21 protein-coding genes are annotated in these 20,984 nt (G+C 60.4%); 18 read left to right on the forward strand and 3 right to left on the reverse strand.

Annotated features, from left to right (window positions below):
• Window positions 1–3: 3 nt before the first annotated feature.
• From flhB to yegS, 17 genes are all read left to right on the forward strand, one after another.
• Window positions 4–1,140, forward strand: coding sequence for a flagellar biosynthesis protein FlhB (gene flhB, locus ACP7CJ_RS17275; RefSeq protein WP_276194199.1), 1,137 nt, complete (start codon window positions 4–6; stop codon window positions 1,138–1,140).
• Window positions 1,141–1,519: 379 nt separating this feature from the next.
• Window positions 1,520–1,726, forward strand: a complete 207-nt coding sequence (locus ACP7CJ_RS17280) for a cold-shock protein (RefSeq protein WP_276194197.1) — start codon at window positions 1,520–1,522, stop codon at window positions 1,724–1,726.
• A 330-nt stretch (window positions 1,727–2,056) separates the two neighbouring features.
• Window positions 2,057–4,171, forward strand: coding sequence for a flagellar biosynthesis protein FlhA (gene flhA / locus ACP7CJ_RS17285; protein ID WP_276197973.1), 2,115 nt, complete (start codon window positions 2,057–2,059; stop codon window positions 4,169–4,171).
• A gap of 11 nt (window positions 4,172–4,182) precedes the next feature.
• Window positions 4,183–5,499, forward strand: coding sequence for a flagellar biosynthesis protein FlhF (flhF, locus tag ACP7CJ_RS17290; RefSeq protein WP_276194196.1), 1,317 nt, complete (start codon window positions 4,183–4,185; stop codon window positions 5,497–5,499).
• A 105-nt stretch (window positions 5,500–5,604) separates the two neighbouring features.
• Complete coding sequence (fleN, locus tag ACP7CJ_RS17295; protein ID WP_003192912.1) at window positions 5,605–6,438, forward strand: flagellar synthesis regulator FleN; 834 nt, start codon at window positions 5,605–5,607, stop codon at window positions 6,436–6,438.
• The gene (fliA, locus tag ACP7CJ_RS17300) at window positions 6,435–7,175 is read left to right on the forward strand and encodes an RNA polymerase sigma factor FliA (RefSeq protein ID WP_247407275.1); all 741 of its coding nucleotides are present in this window, start codon (window positions 6,435–6,437) and stop codon (window positions 7,173–7,175) included. The genes fleN and fliA overlap by 4 nt, the downstream gene beginning before the upstream one ends.
• Window positions 7,176–7,343: 168 nt before the next feature.
• On the forward strand, window positions 7,344–7,718 hold the full coding sequence (locus ACP7CJ_RS17305; RefSeq protein ID WP_247407279.1) for a chemotaxis response regulator CheY: 375 nt from the start codon (window positions 7,344–7,346) through the stop codon (window positions 7,716–7,718).
• An 18-nt stretch (window positions 7,719–7,736) separates the two neighbouring features.
• Window positions 7,737–8,525, forward strand: a complete 789-nt coding sequence (locus tag ACP7CJ_RS17310; RefSeq protein WP_017845401.1) for a protein phosphatase CheZ — start codon at window positions 7,737–7,739, stop codon at window positions 8,523–8,525.
• 11 nt (window positions 8,526–8,536) lie between these two features.
• Window positions 8,537–10,747 carry a chemotaxis protein CheA gene (locus ACP7CJ_RS17315; RefSeq protein ID WP_426100040.1) on the forward strand — a complete coding sequence of 737 codons (2,211 nt, stop codon included), beginning with the start codon at window positions 8,537–8,539 and terminating at the stop codon, window positions 10,745–10,747.
• A gap of 48 nt (window positions 10,748–10,795) precedes the next feature.
• On the forward strand, window positions 10,796–11,920 hold the full coding sequence (locus tag ACP7CJ_RS17320) for a protein-glutamate methylesterase/protein-glutamine glutaminase (RefSeq protein ID WP_253397691.1): 1,125 nt from the start codon (window positions 10,796–10,798) through the stop codon (window positions 11,918–11,920).
• Window positions 11,920–12,660 carry a flagellar motor protein gene (locus ACP7CJ_RS17325; protein ID WP_247405923.1) on the forward strand — a complete coding sequence of 247 codons (741 nt, stop codon included), beginning with the start codon at window positions 11,920–11,922 and terminating at the stop codon, window positions 12,658–12,660. Before ACP7CJ_RS17320 ends, ACP7CJ_RS17325 begins: the two co-directional genes overlap by 1 nt.
• A 15-nt stretch (window positions 12,661–12,675) precedes the next feature.
• Window positions 12,676–13,563 (forward strand): flagellar motor protein MotD, encoded by an 888-nt coding sequence (gene motD / locus ACP7CJ_RS17330; RefSeq protein ID WP_276194192.1) that lies wholly within the window; start codon window positions 12,676–12,678, stop codon window positions 13,561–13,563.
• 50 nt (window positions 13,564–13,613) lie between these two features.
• Complete coding sequence (locus ACP7CJ_RS17335) at window positions 13,614–14,402, forward strand: ParA family protein (protein ID WP_198717128.1); 789 nt, start codon at window positions 13,614–13,616, stop codon at window positions 14,400–14,402.
• Window positions 14,402–15,202 (forward strand): CheW domain-containing protein, encoded by an 801-nt coding sequence (locus ACP7CJ_RS17340; RefSeq protein ID WP_426100039.1) that lies wholly within the window; start codon window positions 14,402–14,404, stop codon window positions 15,200–15,202. The genes ACP7CJ_RS17335 and ACP7CJ_RS17340 overlap by 1 nt, the downstream gene beginning before the upstream one ends.
• Before the next feature lie 85 nt (window positions 15,203–15,287).
• On the forward strand, window positions 15,288–15,770 hold the full coding sequence (locus tag ACP7CJ_RS17345; RefSeq protein WP_198717126.1) for a chemotaxis protein CheW: 483 nt from the start codon (window positions 15,288–15,290) through the stop codon (window positions 15,768–15,770).
• The gene (locus ACP7CJ_RS17350) at window positions 15,771–16,163 is read left to right on the forward strand and encodes a DUF2802 domain-containing protein (RefSeq protein WP_426100038.1); all 393 of its coding nucleotides are present in this window, start codon (window positions 15,771–15,773) and stop codon (window positions 16,161–16,163) included. It abuts the gene before it with no gap.
• Between the two features lie 143 nt (window positions 16,164–16,306).
• A complete protein-coding gene (yegS, locus tag ACP7CJ_RS17355) occupies window positions 16,307–17,227 on the forward strand; it encodes a lipid kinase YegS (RefSeq protein ID WP_426100037.1) in 921 nt (306 codons plus the stop codon).
• Here yegS and ACP7CJ_RS17360 read toward each other — a convergent pair.
• The 3 genes from ACP7CJ_RS17360 to ACP7CJ_RS17370 all read right to left on the reverse strand — a co-directional run bounded on the left by ACP7CJ_RS17360 (window position 17,186) and on the right by ACP7CJ_RS17370 (window position 19,464).
• Entirely contained in the window at window positions 17,186–17,845 is a 660-nt protein-coding gene (locus ACP7CJ_RS17360; protein WP_247406288.1) for a response regulator transcription factor, read from the reverse strand. The genes yegS and ACP7CJ_RS17360 overlap by 42 nt on opposite strands.
• On the reverse strand, window positions 17,842–18,735 hold the full coding sequence (locus ACP7CJ_RS17365) for a sensor histidine kinase (RefSeq protein ID WP_276194190.1): 894 nt from the start codon (window positions 18,733–18,735) through the stop codon (window positions 17,842–17,844). The genes ACP7CJ_RS17360 and ACP7CJ_RS17365 overlap by 4 nt, the downstream gene beginning before the upstream one ends.
• A 279-nt stretch (window positions 18,736–19,014) precedes the next feature.
• Complete coding sequence (locus ACP7CJ_RS17370; protein WP_276194189.1) at window positions 19,015–19,464, reverse strand: hypothetical protein; 450 nt, start codon at window positions 19,462–19,464, stop codon at window positions 19,015–19,017.
• A gap of 551 nt (window positions 19,465–20,015) precedes the next feature.
• On the opposite strand from ACP7CJ_RS17370, the gene ACP7CJ_RS17375 reads away from it, so the two are divergent.
• Window positions 20,016–20,951: a chemotaxis protein CheV gene (locus tag ACP7CJ_RS17375; protein WP_276194188.1), complete on the forward strand. Its 936-nt coding sequence runs from the start codon at window positions 20,016–20,018 to the stop codon at window positions 20,949–20,951.
• Window positions 20,952–20,984 lie beyond the last annotated feature (33 nt).

A 20,984-nucleotide genomic window follows, 5' to 3' on the forward strand; every position in this document is an offset into this window, starting at 1 on the left:
GCCATGGCCGAGAGCGAGAGTGGTCAGGACAAAACAGAAGACCCCACGGATAAGCGTAAAAAGGACTCCAGGGAAAAGGGCGAGATTGCCCGCTCCAAAGAGCTCAACACCGTTGCGACAATGATGGCCGGTGCTGGCGCCTTGCTGATCTACGGCGGCGGCCTGGCGCTCGACCTGATGGAGTTGATGAAGCTCAACTTCACCTTGCCCCGTGAAGTGCTGCTCAGCCCCGGCGCCATGGGGCAGTACCTGCTGCATTCGGGGAAAATCGCGATCCTGGCGGTGCAGCCGATTTTGATCACTTTGTTGCTGGCGGCGCTGATCGGCCCCGTCGCCCTTGGCGGCTGGCTATTCGCTGCGAGCAGCATGGCGCCCAAATTCAGCCGCATGAACCCTGCCGCCGGGCTCAAGCGGATGTTTTCCACCAAGGCCCTGATGGAACTGCTCAAGGCCCTGGCCAAGTTCATCCTGATTTTGTTCGTGGCGCTGGTGGTATTGACCTCCGACATCGACGACTTGCTGCGCATCGCCCATGAACCGGTGGAGTCAGCGATCATCCACAGCGTGCAAGTGGTGGGCTGGAGCGCGTTGTGGATGGCCGCCGGGTTGATCCTGATCGCCGCCGTGGATGCGCCGATCCAGTTGTGGGAAAGCCACAAAAAACTGCTGATGACCAAGCAGGAAGTGCGCGACGAACACAAGGACCAGGAAGGCCGCCCCGAGGTCAAGCAACGCATTCGCCAACTGCAGCGCGAAATGTCTCAGCGCAAGATGATGGCTTCGGTGCCCGACGCCGACGTGGTGATCACCAACCCGACCCACTACGCCGTGGCCCTCAAGTACGACCCGGAGAAGGGCGGCGCGCCGATGCTGCTGGCCAAGGGCAGCGACTTCACCGCCCTGAAGATCCGCGAAATCGCCGTGGCCAATGGCATCCTGCTGCTGGAATCGCCGGAGCTGGCGCGGTCGATCTTCTACTCCACTGACCTCGACCAGGAAATCCCTGCCGGGCTGTACCTGGCGGTGGCGCAGGTGTTGGCGTATGTCTATCAGATTCGCCAGTACCGTGCGGGCAAAGGGAAGCGGCCTGATCCGCTTAAAGACCTGCCGATTCCGCCGGACTTGCGTCGCGATTCCTGACGGGTCGTTCAAATTGGCACCGTGCCATTCGTCGTAAAACCTTCCTGGCCTGTCAACTTTGACAGTAGCCAGCATCGCCTGCTCTCGGTTCTATTACCTCGCGTACTGCGCAACAAGATGCAGGGAGTGGGGCGATGCAGCTATTCACAGGCAGGGTCAAATCTTATGACCAACAGACCGGATTGGGTTCTATTGCGCTGGACAGCGGGGCAGAAGATGTATCGGTAGAACTATGCAGCTCGGATAGACCCCTGCTGTCGGAGGGGCAGAAAGTGGAGTTTTGGATGATCCATCGACCGACTGGCATCTATGCATGCGACATTCGACTGATCTGACGACACCTGTGTAAGTCCTTAATTGAAGTGTACGGAGAACGGCAATGGCAACAGGCACTGTGAAATGGTTTAACGCGGAGAAGGGGTTTGGGTTTATTAGCCAGGATGGCGGCGGCGATGTGTTCGTCCATTTTTCCGCCATCCAGGCCGAGGGTTTCAAGTCTCTTGAAGAGGGCCAGAAAGTGGAGTTTCTCGTCGAAAAAGGGCCTAAGGGCGATCAGGCTGCGAGCGTGAAAATCCTCTCTAAATAGAGCCGGCTGGTTGATCGTTCCCGCGCTGAATGTCGGAACGATCCGCCATCAGGTCGTTGAGTGCGCCCTTGCGCCCTTGCGTCGAACTCTTTCCAGCTCAAACGAAAAGTCATTGAGCAATGCATTGGCTGAGGTTGACCAGCAGGTCTTCGGTCATTTGAATCAGTTGATCCCCTACCTGCTCATTCGCCAGTCAGTCCTCGCCATAAGGGATCTGCGACCTCAAGCAAAAGTTGGAAGGCTTCTTGCAATACCGCCTTCAGGACGCCCTCTAGCGTCAAAACTTTGCTTCAAGGAACGCGAGGAATACCGGTGGTAGATCGCTCTCAAATGCTCAACACGGCCCGTGGCACCCTGACTGATTTGTCGCGGGGCAATCTGGGTGTGCCGTTGTTGTTGCTGGTGATGCTGGCAATGATGATGTTGCCAATACCGCCGTTCCTGCTCGACGTGTTCTTCACCTTCAACATTGCCTTGTCCGTCGTCGTGTTGCTGGTCTGCGTCTATGCCCTGCGGCCGCTCGACTTTGCGGTCTTTCCGACCATCCTGCTAATCGCCACGCTGCTGCGGTTGGCGCTGAACGTGGCGTCCACGCGGGTGGTGATGCTCAACGGCCAGGACGGTCACGCCGCCGCCGGTAAGGTGATCCAGGCCTTCGGTGAGGTGGTGATCGGCGGTAACTACGTGGTCGGTATCGTGGTGTTCGCGATCCTGATGATCATCAACTTCGTGGTGGTGACCAAGGGCGCCGGGCGGATTTCCGAGGTGAGCGCGCGCTTTACCCTCGACGCCATGCCCGGCAAACAGATGGCTATCGACGCCGACCTCAACGCCGGCCTGATCGACCAGAACCAGGCCAAGACGCGCCGCCTGGAAGTGGCTCAGGAAGCCGAGTTCTACGGTTCCATGGACGGTGCCAGCAAATTCGTGCGCGGTGATGCCATCGCCGGCCTGTTGATTCTGTTCATCAACCTGATTGGCGGCATGGCGGTCGGGATCTTCCAGCACGGCATGAGCTTTGGCGATGCGGGCAAGGTCTACGCCCTGCTGACTATCGGTGACGGTTTAGTGGCGCAATTGCCATCACTGTTGTTATCCACAGCAGCGGCGATCATGGTGACCCGTGCATCGGGCTCCGAAGACATGGGCAAGCAGATCAGCCGGCAGATGTTTGCCTCGCCCAAGGCCCTGGCCGTGGCGGCGGGCATCATGGCTATCATGGGGCTTGTGCCCGGCATGCCCCACGTCTCGTTCTTGAGCATGGCGGCCATGGCCGGCGGTGGCGCCTACCTGTTCTGGAAAAAGCAGAACGTGATCAAAGTGAAGGCCCAGCAAGAGATCGCGCGCCAGCAGGAGTTGCTGCCGTCGCCGGCCCGCGCCCAGGAAACCAAGGAGTTGGGCTGGGACGATGTGACCCCGATCGACATGATCGGCCTGGAAGTCGGCTACCGCCTGATTCCGTTGGTAGACCGCAACCAGGGCGGCCAATTGCTCGCGCGGATCAAGGGTGTGCGCAAGAAGTTGTCCCAGGACCTGGGCTTCCTGATGCCCACCGTGCATATCCGCGACAACCTCGACCTGGCCCCCAGCGCGTACCGCCTGACCCTGATGGGCGTGATCCTCGCCGAAGCGGAGATCTACCCCGACCGCGAGCTGGCGATCAACCCCGGCCAGGTGTTCGGCACACTGAACGGTATAACCGCCAAAGATCCGGCTTTTGGCCTGGAAGCGGTATGGATCGAAGTCAGCCAGCGTAGCCAGGCGCAGTCCCTCGGTTACACCGTGGTGGACGCCAGTACGGTTGTCGCCACGCACCTCAACCAGATTCTGTACAAGCACTCCCACGAGCTGATCGGCCACGAAGAAGTCCAGCAATTAATGGGTTTGCTGGCCAAGGCGTCGCCAAAACTCGCCGAAGAACTGGTGCCGGGCGTGCTGTCGCTGTCGCAATTGCTCAAAGTGCTGCAGGCGCTGCTGTCCGAACAAGTGCCGGTGCGCGACATTCGCAGCATCGCCGAGGCCATCGCCAACAATGCCGCCAAGAGTCAAGATACCGCCGCCCTGGTGGCTGCGGTGCGCGTCGGATTGTCCCGCGCTATCGTGCAAAGCATTGTAGGGGTTGAGTCTGAGCTACCTGTGATCACCTTGGAGCCAAGGTTGGAACAAATATTGCTCAATAGTATTCAGAAGGCAGGACAAGGCCAGGAAGAGGGCGTTCTGCTGGAGCCAAGCATGGCTGAAAAACTGCAGCGTTCGTTGATCGACGCCGCACAGCGCCAGGAAATGCAGGGCCAACCGGTGATTCTGTTGGTGGCAGGTCCGGTCCGAGCGATGTTGTCGCGGTTTGGACGCCTGGCAGTGCCGAATTTGCACGTTTTGGCTTATCAGGAAATCCCTGACAACAAGCAAGTGACTATCGTCGCGACAGTAGGGCCCAACGGCTGAGGTAGTGGGTTATGCAAGTAAAGCGTTTTTTCGCCGCCGATATGCGTCAGGCCATGAAACTGGTACGTGACGAGCTGGGCGCCGACGCTGCGATTATCGGTAACCGTCGTATTGCCGGCGGTGTCGAGCTGACGGCTGCCCTGGATTACACCCCTTCGGCGCTGGCCCCGCGCGTCCCGAACATGGAGCTTGAAGACGAGCTGCGCAAGACTGCCTCGCGCATTGTCTCGGCCCAGGCCGAACTGAGCATGCGTGGCGACAGCGATGCGACCACCAATCGCCAGTTGTTCGCCGGCCTGCCGCTGACCGCCGCCGAGCCGTTGATCGAGCCGACGTTCATCGAACCGCCGCGTCCTGCCGCGCCAGCTCCGGCCGCCGCAGTCGACCAGCGTGTGTTCGATTCGATGCGCTTTGAACTCAACGGCCTGCGCGAACTGCTGGAAGTGCAGCTTGGTTCGCTGGCGTGGACCCAACTGCAAGGCAGCAAACCGCAACAGGCCAACCTGTGGCGTCGCCTGCAACGCATCGGTCTGTCCGGCCCGTTGTCCCGCGACCTGCTGGCGCTGACCACCGAAATCGAAGAACCTCGCCAGGCCTGGCGCATGTTGCTGGCCCACCTGGCGCGGATGATCGTGACCCCGGAACTCGAACCCCTGGAAGAGGGTGGCGTGATCGCCATGGTCGGCCCTGCCGGCATGGGCAAGACCACCACCCTGGCCAAGCTGGCCGCGCGTTACGTGCTCAAGTACGGCGCCCAGAATATCGCGCTGGTGAGCATGGACAGCTACCGCATCGGTGCCCAGGAGCAACTCAAGACCCTGGGCCGTATCCTCAATGTGTCGGTGACCCACGTTGACCCGGGCCAGTCCCTGGCCAACGCCCTCGATCCGTTGCTGCGCAAGCGTGTGGTGTTGATCGATACCGCCGGCCTGCAAGCCAGCGACCCGGCGTTGCGCATGCAACTGGAAAGCCTGGCCGGGCGTGGTATCAAGTCAAAAAATTACCTGGTGCTTGCAACCACCAGCCAAAAACAAGTTCTTACCGCTGCGTACCATAGCTACAAGCGCTGTGGCCTGGCCGGATGCATCCTCACCAAGCTCGATGAAACCGCGAGCCTGGGCGAGGTGTTGAGCCTGGCGATCAGTCATGAACTTCCGGTCGCCTACCTGACCGACGGGCCGCGGATTCCAGATGATTTGCATCTGCCGCGCCGTCATCAGTTGGTCAGCCGTGCCGTCAGCGTGCAAATGCAAGAAGAGCCTAGCGAGGAAGCGATGGCCGATATGTTCGCCGACCTTTACCACAACCCGGCAAAACGGGTGGGTTGAGGGCAGCATGAACACCCTGAATTGTATCTACATCGATGGTCTGCAGCGATTCACGCGGCCAACCCATGTAGCCTGCGTCTAAGCAAGACAAGGTAAAGAAATAAAATGGGCAGCATGCATCCCGTACAGGTGATCGCGGTGACCGGCGGCAAAGGTGGCGTCGGGAAAACTAACGTGTCAGTGAATTTGTCCCTGGCGCTGGCAGAGCTTGGCCGTCGTGTCATGCTGCTGGATGCTGACCTGGGATTGGCGAACGTTGACGTTTTGCTGGGGCTCACGCCCAAACATACCCTCGCCGATGTGATCGAGGGCCGCTGCGAGCTGCGCGATGTGCTGCTGCAGGGCCCTGGAGGCATCCGCATCGTGCCGGCCGCCTCGGGCACTCAGAGCATGGTCCACCTGAGCCCGGCGCAGCATGCCGGCCTGATTCAGGCGTTCAGCGATATCGGCGACAACCTCGACGTGCTGGTGATCGACACCGCCGCCGGGATCGGCGAGTCCGTGGTCAGCTTCGTGCGCGCCGCGCAAGAAGTCCTGCTGGTGGTCTGCGATGAACCCACCTCGATCACCGACGCCTACGCCCTGATCAAACTACTGAATCGTGACTACGGCATGAACCGCTTCCGCGTGCTGGCCAATATGGCCCAGAGCCCGCAGGAAGGGCGCAACCTGTTCGCCAAGTTGACCAAGGTCACAGATCGCTTTCTCGATGTCGCCTTACAATACGTCGGCGCAGTTCCCTATGACGAGTGTGTACGCAAGGCTGTGCAAAAGCAGCGTGCAGTCTACGAAGCGTTCCCTCGTTCGAAATGCGCCTTGGCGTTCAAGGCTATTGCTCAGAAGGTCGATACCTGGCCATTGCCCGCCAACCCACGGGGGCATCTGGAGTTTTTCGTCGAGCGATTGGTGCATCAGACGAGCGCAGGACCGGTGCTATGACAGCCAGCGGCTATAACCTTTACAAAAAATCGGCACGTGACAGCCAAGGTGAATTGATCGAGCGCTATGCGCCCCTGGTCAAGCGCATCGCTTATCACTTGCTGGCACGCCTGCCCGCCAGCGTTCAGGTCGAAGACTTGATCCAGGCCGGCATGATCGGCCTGCTCGAAGTGTCGACCAAATACGACGCGAGCAAAGGTGCGAGTTTCGAGACGTATGCGGGTATCCGTATCCGTGGCGCGATGCTCGATGAGGTGCGTAAAGGGGATTGGGCGCCGCGTTCGGTACACCGCAATACGCGCATGGTCAGTGACGCAATTCGTGCAATTGAAGCAAAAACCGGTCGCGACGCTAAAGATCACGAAGTTGCGGCCGAACTCCAATTGAGTCTCGATGATTATTACGGGATTTTGAACGATACCTTGGGCAGTCGCCTGTTCAGTTTCGACGACCTGTTGCAGGACGGCGAACACGAAGGGCTGCACGAGGATGGCGCGAGTACTCATCTCGAGCCGTCGCGTGACCTGGAAGATGAACGCTTTCAGGGTGCGCTGGCGGACGCGATTGCCAATTTGCCGGAGCGTGAGCGACTGGTGTTGGCGCTGTACTACGACGAAGAGCTGAACCTCAAGGAAATCGGTGAGGTCCTGGGGGTCAGCGAATCGCGTGTCAGCCAACTGCACAGCCAGTGCGCAGCCCGCTTGCGGGGACGCCTGGGAGAGTGGCGCGCGCGCTGACAGGCAGTGTGGGGACACTGCAAACACTACCGTGAGGGCTCTGGTTTTCGCGGGTGAGTTTCGTGGTGCCCTGGGCAGTCCTTTTTTGTGTAACGCCTGTTGATTGAAATGGCGCGTCCAGGTGCTGGGCGCGTTTAAGACTGCTTGGAGGTCGAATTGGACAAGAACATGAAAATCCTCATCGTTGATGACTTCTCAACGATGCGGCGGATCATAAAAAACCTGTTGCGTGACCTTGGGTTCACCAACACGGTCGAGGCGGATGACGGCCTTACGGCGATTCCGATCCTCAACAGCGGGAGCATCGACTTTTTGGTAACCGACTGGAACATGCCCGGCATGACCGGTATCGACTTGCTGCGTCATGTGCGCGCCGATGAAAAACTGCGCAGTCTTCCCGTGTTGATGGTGACCGCCGAAGCCAAGCGTGAGCAGATCATCGAAGCCGCCCAGGCCGGGGTCAACGGCTACGTGGTCAAGCCATTCACTGCGCTGGCCTTGAAAGAGAAGATCGAAAAAATCTTCGAACGCATCGGTCATTGATGCTGCCACGGGGGAGCTATGGAGCATAAAGAAACGTCACAGGGGGACTTTGAGTCGACCCTGAAAAAGCATGCTCACCAGCTCGTCGAGAGCCTTGAAAAAGGCCAGTTCGGCGACGCGGTGCAGTTAATCCATGAGCTTAACCAGACCCGTGACCGCGGCCTGTATCAGGAAGTGGGCAAGCTCACACGCGAGCTGCACAGTGCGATCGTCAACTTTCAGATTGACCCGCACATGCCCCAGGCCGAAGAGATTTCGCAAATCACCGATGCGACTGAACGCCTGTCCTATGTGGTCAGGCTGACTGAAGCGGCGGCCAACCGCACCATGGATCTGGTGGAAAACGCCACGCCTCTGGTCAACGGCATGGCCAATGAAGCCCAGGCGCTCAGCGTTGACTGGGGCCGTTTCATGCGTCGGGAAGTGGGGGCTGAGGAATTTCGTGAGTTGGCCCGTCGGGTTGAAGGTTTCCTGTCGCGTAGCGAACAGGACAACCACACGGTTTCCAGCAACCTCAATGACATTCTGCTGGCCCAGGATTACCAGGACCTCACCGGTCAGGTGATCAAGCGCGTGACCCAATTGGTCACCGAAGTGGAAAGCAACTTGCTCAAATTGGTGCTTATGGCAGGCCAAGTTGATCGTTTCGCCGGCATCGAACATGACCGCGAAGCGATCCTCTCGGAAAAAGATCCACAAAAACATCTCGCCAAGGGTGAAGGTCCGCAGATTCATGCCGATAAACGTGAAGACGTTATGTCAGGTCAGGATGACGTAGATGACCTGTTATCCAGTTTAGGCTTCTAAGGAGCACACCCATGAGCTTCGGCGCCGATGAAGAAATCCTTCAGGATTTCCTTGTAGAGGCCGGCGAAATTTTAGAGCAACTGTCCGAACAACTGGTCGAGCTGGAAAGCCGACCGGATGATGCGAACCTGCTCAATGCAATTTTTCGCGGTTTTCACACTGTAAAAGGGGGCGCCGGCTTCCTCCAGCTCCATGAGCTGGTGGAGTGCTGCCACATCGCCGAGAACGTGTTCGACATCCTGCGCAAGGGTGAGCGTCACGTTGATTCGGAGCTGATGGACGTGATTCTCGAAGCACTGGATGCGGTCAACGGCATGTTCAGCGAAGTCCGCGAACGTGCCCCGATCACCGCAGCCACTCCGGAACTGCTGGCCGCCCTGGCGCGCCTGGCTGAACCTGCCGACACCTCGGCCGCGCCGGTGGTGGAAGCGGCTCCGGAGCCTGTGGTCGAAGCCGAAGCCGATGTCACCGACAGCGAGTTCGAGCAACTGCTCGACTCTCTCAATGCGGTCAAGGCCGAAGCCGAAGCGCCGCAAGCGGTCGCCGCAGTCGCCGTGCCGACCAGCGAAGACATTACCGACGCAGAATTCGAATCCCTGCTCGATCAGTTGCACGGCAAAGGCCAGTTCGCCGCCGACGCCGTTGCACCCACGGCTGCGCCGCAAGCGCCGGCGGCGACCGCCGGCACCGACATTACCGACGACGAATTCGAAGCGTTGCTCGATCAGTTGCATGGCAAGGGCGCCTTTGCTGCCGATGCCTTGCCGGAAGTCGCAGCGACTGCCGCCGCACCTGCTGCCAGTGCAGCACCTGCCGGCGACGGGCTGATTTCCGATCACGAATTCGAAGCGTTGCTCGACGAATTGCACGGCAAGGGCAAGTTCACCGAAGTGGCCCCGGCCGCAGCGGCGACGGCAGCTCCGGTAGCAGCCAAACCAGCGCCAGCCAAAGCGGCGGCGCCTGCCGCCGCCAAGCCGGCGCCGGCCCCAGCTGCTGCTCCCGCACCCGCGCGAGCCCCGGCCGCCGCCGTGGCCGACAAGCCCGCCAGTGAAGCCGAAACCACCGTGCGCGTGGACACCGCGCGCCTGGACGACATCATGAACATGGTCGGCGAATTGGTGCTGGTGCGTAACCGCCTGGTGCGCCTGGGCCTGAGCAGCGGCGACGAAGCCATGCAGAAGGCCGTGTCGAACCTCGATGTGGTCACCGCCGACTTGCAGACCGCAGTGATGAAGACGCGGATGCAGCCGATCAAGAAAGTCTTCGGCCGCTTCCCTCGCCTGGTTCGCGACCTGGCACGTCAGCTCAAGAAAGAGATCAACCTGGAACTGGTGGGTGAAGAAACCGACCTCGACAAAAACCTTGTCGAGGCCCTGGCCGACCCGCTGGTCCACTTGGTGCGCAACGCCGTCGACCACGGCGTAGAAACCCCGGAAGAACGCGAAGCCTCGGGCAAGTCCCGTGGCGGCAAGGTGATTCTGGCGGCGGAACAAGAGGGCGACCATATCCTGCTGTCGATCACCGATGACGGCAAAGGCATGGACCCGGCGATCCTGCGGGGTATCGCGGTCAAGCGTGGCGTGATGGACAAAGACGCCGCCGACCGCCTGACCGACACCGAGTGCTACAACCTGATCTTCGCCCCGGGCTTCTCGACCAAGACCGAGATTTCCGACGTGTCGGGCCGTGGCGTGGGCATGGATGTGGTGAAAACCAAGATCAGCCAGCTCAACGGTTCGATCAATATCTACTCGACCAAGGGCCTGGGCTCGAAGATCGTCATCAAGGTGCCGTTGACCCTGGCGATCATGCCGACCCTGATGGTGATGCTGGGCAACCAGGCCTTCGCCTTCCCGCTGGTCAATGTTAACGAAATCTTCCACCTCGACCTGTCGCGCACCAACGTGGTGGACGGCCAGGAAGTGGTGATCGTGCGCGACAAGGCGTTGCCACTGTTCTACCTCAAGCGCTGGCTGGTCGCCTCGGCTGCCCATGAAGAGCAGCGCGAAGGCCATGTGGTGATTCTCTCCGTGGGCACCCAGCGCATCGGCTTTGTCGTCGATCAACTGGTGGGCCAGGAAGAGGTCGTCATCAAGCCTTTGGGCAAAATGCTGCAGGGAACCCCGGGCATGTCGGGTGCGACCATCACCGGTGACGGTCGCATCGCATTGATTCTCGATGTTCCGAGCATGCTCAAGCGTTACGCCGCACGGCGTATTTGATTCTGGTGGGGCAGGGCGGTATTGCCCGCCCCGCCTAACGGAGTGTTTATGGTAGTCAAGGTCCTGGTGGTGGACGATTCGGGTTTCTTCCGCCGCCGCGTCTCGGAAATTCTTTCCGCCGATCCAACGATCCAGGTGGTCGGTACGGCCACCAACGGCAAAGAGGCGATTGATCAAGCCATAGCGTTGAAGCCGGACGTGATCACCATGGACTACGAGATGCCGATGATGGATGGCATCACCGCAGTCCGGCACATCATGCAGCGCTGCCCGACCCCGGTATTGATGTTCTCCTCGCTGACGCATGAAGGCGCCCGGGTCACCCTGGATGCGTTGGACGCCGGCGCAGTGGACTTCCTGCCGAAGAATTTCGAAGACATCTCGCGCAACCCCGAGAAGGTCAAGCAGATGCTGTGCGAGAAGGTCCACAGCATTTCGCGCAGCAACCGTCGCAGCCTGTTCAGCGCCCCGGCGCCCGCGCCGGTCGCCGCCCCGGCCGCACCCACCAGCACCGCGTTTGGTCGCCCGGCTCCGGCGCCTGTGGCCCGGCCTGCCGTAGCACCTGCGCGCACGCCTGCGCCGAGCGCCCATTCGCCGGCGCCGAAACGCAAGGCGTATAAACTGGTCGCCATCGGCACCTCGACCGGCGGCCCGGTCGCCCTGCAACGGGTATTGACCCAACTGCCGGCCAACTTCCCGGCGCCAATCGTGCTGATCCAGCACATGCCCGCCGCGTTCACCAAGGCCTTTGCCGAGCGCCTGGACAAGCTGTGCCGCATCAGCGTCAAGGAAGCCGAGGATGGCGACATTCTGCGTCCAGGCCTGGCGCTGCTGGCCCCTGGGGGCAAGCAGATGATGGTCGATGGCCGTGGTGCGATCAAAATCCTGCCAGGCGATGAGCGCCTCAACTACAAACCTTGCGTGGATATCACCTTCGGTTCGGCAGCCAAGTCCTACGGTGACAAAGTTCTGGCGGTGGTGCTCACCGGCATGGGCGCCGACGGTCGTGAAGGCGCGCGCCTGCTCAAACAGGGCGGCAGTGCGATCTGGGCCCAGGACGAAGCCAGTTGCGTGATCTATGGCATGCCGATGGCTATCGTCAAGGCTGACCTGGCCGACGCCGTCTACAGCCTGGACGATATCGGCAAGCATTTGGTGGAGGCCTGCCTCTGATGGATGTACTGAGCCTGATCGGCATCACCATGGCGTTTGTCGCGATCATCGGCGGCAACTACCTCGAAGGCGGGCACCTCGGTGCCTTGGCCAACGGCCCGGCGGCGCTGATCGTGATCGGTGGCACCGTGGGCGCGGCGTTGCTGCAGTCGCCCATGAGTTCGTTCAAACGCGCCATGCAAATCCTGATCTGGATCATTTTCCCGCCGCGTGTCGACCTGGCCGGTGGCATCGACCGCGTGGTCAACTGGAGCCTCACCGCACGCAAGGAAGGCCTGCTGGGCCTGGAAGGCGTGGCCGACGCCGAGCCCGACAGCTACGCGCGCAAAGGCCTGCAATTGCTGGTGGACGGCGCCGAGCCGGAGGCGATTCGCAGCATCCTGGAAGTGGATTTCTATACCCAGGAAAGCCGCGATATTAATGCCGCCAAAGTGTTTGAAAGCATGGGCGGCTACGCGCCGACCATCGGCATCATCGGTGCAGTGATGGGCCTGATCCACGTGATGGGCAACCTGGCCGATCCGTCGCAACTGGGTAGCGGCATTGCGGTGGCGTTTGTCGCCACCATCTACGGTGTGGCGAGTGCCAACCTGGTGCTGTTGCCGGTCGCCAGCAAGCTCAAGTCGATTGCCACGCGCCAGTCGCGTTACCGTGAAATGCTGCTCGAAGGCATCCTGTCGATTGCCGAGGGCGAGAACCCGCGCTCCATCGAATTGAAGCTCCAGGGCTTCATGGACTGATGGGAGGTATTGGTTGTGAGCCGTCGCCGTCGCGAGCCTGAAGAACACGTCAACCATGAACGCTGGCTGGTGTCCTACGCGGACTTCATCACCTTGCTGTTCGCGTTTTTCGTGGTGATGTACTCCATCTCGTCGATCAACGAAGGCAAGTACAAAGTCATTTCCCAAGCCCTGATCGGTGTGTTCAACGACGCCGACCACTCGCTCAAGCCGATCCCTATCGGCGAAGAGCGGCCCAAGACCGTGACCCCGGCCAAGCCGCTGGTCGACGATAGCGATGAAACCTCCGCCGGCATGGGTGGCACCGGCGACCCGCTGAAAAGCATCGCCAACGATATCAGCGCCGCGTTTGGCGACCTGATCAGCTCCAACCAGATGACCGTGCGCGGCAATGAGTTGTGGGTGGAGATCGAGCTCAATTCGAGCCTGCTGTTTGCCAGCGCCGATGCCATGCCCAGCGACCAGGCGTTCACCATCATCGACAAGGTGGCGGCGATCCTCAAACCGTTTGAAAACCCGATCCACGTGGAAGGCTTTACCGACAATTTCCCGATCAATACCGCGCAGTACCCGACCAACTGGGAGCTGTCGTCGGCCCGGGCGGCCAGCATCGTGCGTATGCTCGCGATGCAGGGTGTGAACCCCAGTCGCCTGGCGTCGGTCGGCTACGGCGAGTTCCAGCCGGTGGCCAATAACGCTACGGTAGAAGGCCGCGCCCGCAACCGCCGGGTGGTGCTGGTGGTCTCGCGCAACCTGGATGTACGCCGCAGCCTGACCGGCACCGGCACGGCAAATGCGAGCCCGGACGCAGCATTGAAGCGGGCTGGCACACAAACTGCACCGGCCTCTGCAAAGCCGCCGGTACGGCAAAGCTCCGTCAATTCTCCGTCACCGGCTCAATAACTTATGCACTGTCTCGGTCGCGCCTGTGCCCACCGGGAGGAATCAACTGAATGAGAGTCTGGGCAGTTGCCAATCAAAAAGGTGGAGTCGGCAAGACCACCACCTCCATCGCCTTAGCCGGCTTGCTGGCTGATGCGGGCAAGCGCGTGGTCGTGGTCGACCTGGACCCCCACGGCTCGATGACCAGCTATTTCGGCTACGACCCGGACGCGCTGGAGCACAGCAGCTATGACCTGTTCCTGCACAAGGGCAACGTGCCGAGCGATCTGCCCGGGCAACTGCTGCTGCCCACCAGTAATGAAAGCATTTCCCTGCTGCCGTCGAGTACCGCCCTGGCCACCCTTGAGCGCCAGTCGCCGGGGCAGAGCGGCCTGGGCCTGGTGATCGCCAAGACCCTGGCGCAACTATGGCAGGACTTCGACTACGCCATCATCGACAGCCCGCCGTTGCTCGGTGTGCTGATGGTCAACGCCTTGGCGGCCAGCCAGCAATTGGTGATCCCGGTACAGACCGAGCACCTGGCGGTCAAAGGCCTGGAGCGTATGGTCAGCACCCTGGCGATGATCAATCGCTCACGCAAACAGGCGCTGCCGTTCAGCATCGTGCCGACGTTGTTCGACCGCCGCACCCAGGCGTCCCTCGGCACCTTGCGCGTACTGCGCGATGCCTACCCGGACACCATCTGGGAAGGCTACATTCCGGTGGACACGCGTCTGCGCGACGCCAGCCGTGCGGGCCTGACCCCTTCGCAGTTCGACGGTAAAAGTCGCGGCGTGCTGGCGTACCGCGCGCTGCTCAAGCACCTGCTGTCGCAACAACTTGTGGCGCAGGTGGCGTGATGAACCGTCCCGTCGAACTCAAGGTCAAGACCCGGCCGCAACTGGCACTGGAATCCTACCTGGATGCCTTGCTGCAGGAAGCGACCGCCGAAGACCTGCCGGAACCGATCCTGGCTCTTGAATCCGCCGTCGAAGCGCCAAGCACACTGGATGAATTCCAGTTGGCGGTGCTGGAAGAACAGGCGCGGGATGCGCAGGTTGTGGTACCGACGATTGCACCTGTTGTGGCCGCGCCTGTGGTGGTTGCACCTGTGGTGGTCGAGCCGGTGGTTGAAGTGCACATGCCGCCGAGCATCACACCGCCGCCGGTCACCGGTGACGGCCGTCCGGCGTGGGCCGCAGAGCCGTTCGAATGCCTGCTGTTTGACGTCGCCGGGTTGACCCTGGCAGTGCCGCTGGTGTGCCTGGGCTCGATTTACTCGCTGGAAGGTCAGGAGTTGACGCCGCTGTTCGGGCAACCGGAGTGGTTCCTCGGCATCCTGCCCAGCCAGGCCGGCAACCTCAAGGTGCTGGACACCGCGCGCTGGGTGATGCCCGATCGCTACCGCGATGACTTCCGCCAGGGCTTGCAATACGTGATCTCGGTGCAGGGCTACGAGTGGGGGCTGGCAGTGCATCAAGTCAGCCGTTCGTTGCGCCTGGACCCGAATGAAATCAAATGGCGCAGCCACCGGGGCCAGCGCCCCTGGTTGGCGGGCACCGTGATCGAACACATGTGCGCGTTGCTCGACGTCGCCGAACTGGCCGAGTTGATCGCCAGCGGCGCGGTCAAGTCGATGCCGGGCCAGCAACGCAGTTAATTGAACAAGATCGGCCGCACGGTTGTGCGGCCACAGCGAAGAAGCACACACGCCGTGTCCAACGGCATTTGAAGGGGTCAGGGGTATGAATAAGTCAGCGTCCGCACAAGGTTTGGATGATCCGATCCTGCAATGGGTTACCTTCAAACTGGACAACGAGTCCTACGGCATCAACGTCATGCGCGTGCAGGAAGTGCTGCGCTACACCGAAATCGCTCCGGTTCCGGGTGCGCCAAGCTACGTGCTGGGCATCATCAACCTGCGCGGCAACGTGGTGACCGTGATCGACACCCGTCAGCGTTTCGGCCTGATACCGACCGAAGTCAACGACAACACCCGTATCGTGATCATCGAGGCCGACAAGCAAGTGGTCGGGATCATGGTCGACAGCGTGGCCGAAGTGGTTTACCTGCGCCAATCGGAAGTGGAAACCGCGCCGAACGTGGGTAACGAAGAGTCGGCCAAGTTCATCCAGGGCGTCTGCAACAAGAACGGCGAACTGCTGATTCTGGTCGAGCTGGACAAGATGATGAGCGAAGAAGAATGGTCGGATCTGGAGAGCATCTGATTGTTCCTTGAAGCAGCGGTAATCGTCCTGGCCCTGTTATGGGCCGGGACATTGGCGTTTTTGCTGCGCTCAGCGCGCCAGCAACGCGAGTGGGTGGCGCAACAGGCCGAACGCGACGCCCTGCGTGATCGGCGCGTGGTCGAGTTGGCCAAGCGCGTTGATCACTTCCAGCAAAGTGCGGTGCGGGTCGGGGATGAGGTGCATGAATTGCGCGCGATCCTCGCACCCATGCCGGATAAGTTGGAGCAGTTGGAGCAGCGTGATCCAGCGAACCTGTCTTTTGCCCAGGCGGCGAAGCTGGTGGGCATGGGCGCGACCGTGGATGAACTGACGCAGTCGTGTGGGTTGACCCAGGCTGAGGCGCAGTTGATGAGCAAGTTGCACAAAAGCTGATTGCGGCCTGTCAGGTTTATACCTATCCAACGGTAGGCGCTTGATGTTGCCCGCTGCCAATTAAATTCCAAACCCGATGGCTTTTTTCATCTCCTCAAAGGTCAACATCCTTCAAGTACCTTTGACCCCAGGAGAGTTCCCCCATGACCGCCCACAAAGCCCTGTTGATCCTCCACGGCAAGCAAGCCCTCAACGAGGAGGTGCGCGCCGCCGTGCTGGCTCGGCGTGAGCAGGGCTGGGAGCTGGCGGTGCGGGTGACGTGGGAGGGCGGCGACGCACAGCGGTTGGTCAAAGAGGCCCTCGGCGGCGGGTACACGTGCATCATTGCCGGCGGTGGTGACGGCACCTTGCGTGATGTCGCCGAGGCGATGGCCCAGGCCGAGACCGACGCCAGCCTGGTGCTGATGCCTTTGGGTACTGCCAATGATTTTGCACGCGCCGCCGGTGTACCGCTGCAGCCCGATCAGGCCCTGGCGCTGCTGGACGTGCCGGCCAGGGCGATCGACCTCGGCCGCGTCGGTGGGCAAGTCTTCCTCAACATGGCGACCGGTGGCTTTGGCAGCCAGGTCACCGCCAACACCTCCGAAGAACTGAAGAAAGTGCTGGGCGGCGCGGCCTATTTGTTTACCGGTTTGTCGCGCTTCAGCGAGTTGAAGGCGGCGTATGGCGAGTTGGAAGGCCCGGGTTTCCATTGGAAAGGCGAGCTGCTCGCGCTGGGTATCGGCAACGGCCGCCAGGCAGGCGGTGGGCATGTGCTGTGCCCTGGCGCACTGGTGGACGATGGGTTGCTGGATATCAGCATTTTGCCGGCGCCCCAGGAAGTGGTCGGCACCCTGCGTGAACTGATGAACAATGGCTGGGGCCTGGACACCATGTTTGTCCGCGCGCGCCTGCCGTGGGTCAAGATCAAGGTCGCGCAAGGCTTGTACATCAACCTGGATGGCGAACCGCTGGAAGGCGATGACTTGCACTTCGAGATCGTGCCCAAGGCCCTGCGCGTGCACTTGCCGCCGGGCTCGCCCCTAGTCGTCCAGGCTGATGATCTGCTCGCGCACGGCAAATAACACCAGGCCCGCCACATCAAAAATTTGCAGGCGCTTCATGATTTGCGAGCGGTGGGCTTCTACGGTCTTGATGCTTAGCCCCAGGCCGTGGGCGATTTCCCGGGTGGATTTGCCGCGCACGATCAGGCGCAGGATTTCCAGCTGGCGAGCGGTGAGATTATGGTTGTGGGCGACCGGGGAGGCCGGGGCCTGGTTGCGTACCAGCGCCTGTTTGATCACGGTGTGGGCAATCGCCGGGCTCAGGTAGCGCTCGTCGTTGCTCAGCGCCAGCAGTGCTTGCTCCAGCTCGTTGGCGGTGGTGTCCTTAAGCAGGTAACCGTGGGCGCCGGACTCCAGCGCACGCATGATCAGCTCTGGGTCGGTGTGCATCGACAGGATCAGCACCTTGCTCTTGGGATAGGCCGTCTTGAGTTGACGCAACGCATCCAGGCCGCCAGTGTGTTTCATCGACAGGTCCAGCAGTACGATATCCGGCAATAGGGCGCTGAATGTTTCCAGCACCTGTGCGCCATCGCTGGCTTCGCCAATCACGGTGTAGCCGGGAATATCCTGGACCAGTGCGCGTACGCCGGCCCTGATCAGTGCGTGGTCATCCACCAGGAGTAAAGTGCGGGTCACTCGATAACCTTCGGGGAACTGGCCCGTTCGAGGGCGCGCGGCGCCCAGGGGAAAAGCGCGTCGATCCGTGTGCCTTTGCCTGGCTGGCTGCTGACGGACAACGAGCCCCCCAGTTGATCAATCCGCTCGGACATGCCGGCCATGCCCCGTTGGCCTTCCAGGCCTGGGTTGATGGCGGGCGAAAAACCCAGGCCGTCATCACTGATAAACAGCGACAGGCCCTGGGGTAGGCGCTGCAGGCGTACCAGCAGGTTTTGCGCCTGGGCATGGCGCAGCATGTTGGTCACCGCTTCCTGGGTGATGCGAAAAGCGGCCACGGCCATTTCTTCGGGGATGCCGGTCAGCCGTTGCTGGCATTCCAGGCTCCAGTGAATCGGGGTGTTTTCTAGGGTCTTGAGCAGGTGCGCGCGCAGGCTGGCTTCCAGGCCCAGGCTGGCCAACTGGCGAGGGTTGAGAATGGCGGATACGTCGCGCACCTTGGCCAGCGTCTCGTTCAGGGTGTTGCACAGCACCGTGCATTGGCCCTGCAGGTCTTCCGGCAGGCGGCGCTTGAGCCATTCGCTTTGTAGCTTGGCGGCGGTGAGCAATTGGCCGATATCGTCGTGCAGCTCACGGCTGAGGCGGTGCCGCTCGTTTTCCTGGACCTGCAACAGGCGGTCGGCCAGTTCCTGGGGCTGGAACTTGATCGATTTACGTGAATTCCAATGCAGCAGGCCCAACACCACCAGGGTGGCCAGGTTGAGTAGCAGCACCGTCAACGGCAAGGGTGCGGAGCGAGCGTAGGCCCACAGCCCCAGCAACAGCGAGCACAGGCACAACACGAGAACCAGTCGACGGGCATTGCTGCGGGAGGCGGATTTGGCGAGGAGTGACTTGAGGCTGGCGTACATAGCGGATGCTTTTCACGTTTTATGCATCATGAAGTTGGGTCACTTCGAGGGCGGCATGGTACCACTTTGCTTACCGTTGGTCGCCAGGCGTCATTCGTACAGTGTGGGGGCATGCCTATTTAGAAAAGTTGTCTATCGGCGGTTGTTTTGTATCGATTGTCTTTATAGCGCAGGCAACTTGGTTGCCTGCACTTATTGCAGGGCACATTAGTTATTCTTGTCGTTTTTGGGCAAGACGCTGGATAAAAGCGACACCTTAGCGGTTAACGGCGCAGCCTTTCATGAGCGATGGGGCAAGCGCTGCTGTGGCTTATTGGCGAAGTCCTTTTGCGGGATCTGGAGAGTGACCGTCGCAATCAGTGAGGTTTGTTCGCTTTCGTCCAAACGCAGTTCACCGGTGCGGGTGTCGATCAGCTCCAGTTGCCACGCCAGTAATGTCAGGCAGTTGTTCAAGGCATCGAGGGCCTGATCGTGCAGTTGCAAAGGGCTCTCTGCGTTGGCAATCAGGTACTGGATATGTCGCGAGAACTCGCTGATCGCCCGCAAGGCCAGGTCATCGGCTTTTTCGGCGAGCGACGTTAGGCTGAACTTCATGCAGTCGATGGCATCGCTGTCATTACGAATCAAATGCAGATGGCTCAGGCACTCTTCCGACTTGCTTAGCAGCTTTTCGGCCTCTAGCAGGAACTCGGGAAGTGCAGTTTGCCACTCGTTCGCGCTATTCATCATGCAAGTCTCCACAACGTAAGGTCGGGTGATGAGATGTCGCACCGCGTGAATGGCGTAAAACTACCGCTGAAAGATGACTGAAATCTGTAGGTCGCTTCTGAGATTTTAGTAGGACGTTTATTTGAATGATTGCGTGAGGCGCGAACCGTCCTCGTCATCCGGGTCGATTGCACAACTTCGATTGCCGACACGTGAGTGTCTGGAAGACCGGTGGGCCGTGGGCTTACGATGGCAAACAAAAGCCTGACTCCATTCATGCAATGAGAATGGCGTCACATTAATGGCTATTAGATATCGCGAATATCAGGTCGGGCCTGATTGCGCATAGGGGAATCCCTTACACGGCGGAACCTCGCGTCGATTTAAATGTCGCGCAATGTTGCCGTTTTGCCAAATAATAAGGCCTGCACAGTAAAGCATGATGTCAGTGTGACATCAATCGATTTACGTGGCACTTTACAGGGGTCAAGGTCTGGCGCTTGCCGCCGATAACAAGCTTAGTGAACCGCATAATCCCTTAGCGCGACCTGCGCGCATATCAGGAGCTTTTAATGGCCGGCATTCTCGACACGGTAGATCAACGCACGCAACTGGTGGGTGAGAATCGCCTGGAGATTCTCATGTTTCGCCTGGCCGGGCGGCAGCTGTTCGCGATCAACGTATTCAAGGTGCAGGAAGTCTTGCAACTGCCCAAGCTGACCTTGATGCCCCAGCGCCACCCGTTTGTGTGTGGCGTGGTCAACCTGCGAGGCCAGACCCTGCCGGTGATCGACCTGTCCCAGGCCATCGGCATGCGTCCATTGGTGCCGGGGCCCAACAGCACCATCATTGTCACTGAGTACAACCGCTCGGTGCAGGCGTTCCTGGTGGGCGGCGTCGACCGCATCGTCAACATGAACTGGGAAGCCATCCTGCCGCCGCCGACCAGCGCCGGGCGCCAGCACTACCTCACCGCCATCAGCAAGGTCGATGACCAGTTGGTGGAAATCATCGACGTGGAAAAAGTCCTGGCCGAGATCGTGCCGTACAACGCCAAGGTCTCCCGCGAAAAACTCGATGATCCGGTACTGGAACGCGCCCGTGGCCGTGAAGTACTGCTGGTGGACGACTCCAATGTTGCGCTGTCGCAGTTGCGCGACACCCTGGGTCAGTTGGGGGTGAAAATGCACATCGCCAGCGACGGCCTCAAGGCGCTAAACATGCTCAAGGCCTGGGCCGACACGGGCCAGGTGATGACCGACAAATTGCTGATGATCTTCACCGACGCCGAAATGCCCGAGATGGACGGCTACCGCCTGACCACCGAAATCCGCAGCGACGCGCGCTTGCGTGGGCTGTACGTGGTGTTGCACACCTCGCTGTCGGGCAGCTTTAACGAGTCGATGGTGAAGAAGGTCGGGTGCGACAATTTCCTGTCCAAATTCCAGCCGGACAAGCTGGTAGATGTGGTGCGCGAGCGACTGATGCTGGACGTCGTATCGGCTTGACCTTAGGGTGACGGTTTTGCCCCCTTAGGAATG

It is taken from the genome of Pseudomonas sp. PSPC3-2 (assembly GCF_049897085.1).
Classification (GTDB): domain Bacteria; phylum Pseudomonadota; class Gammaproteobacteria; order Pseudomonadales; family Pseudomonadaceae; genus Aquipseudomonas; species Aquipseudomonas paraveronii.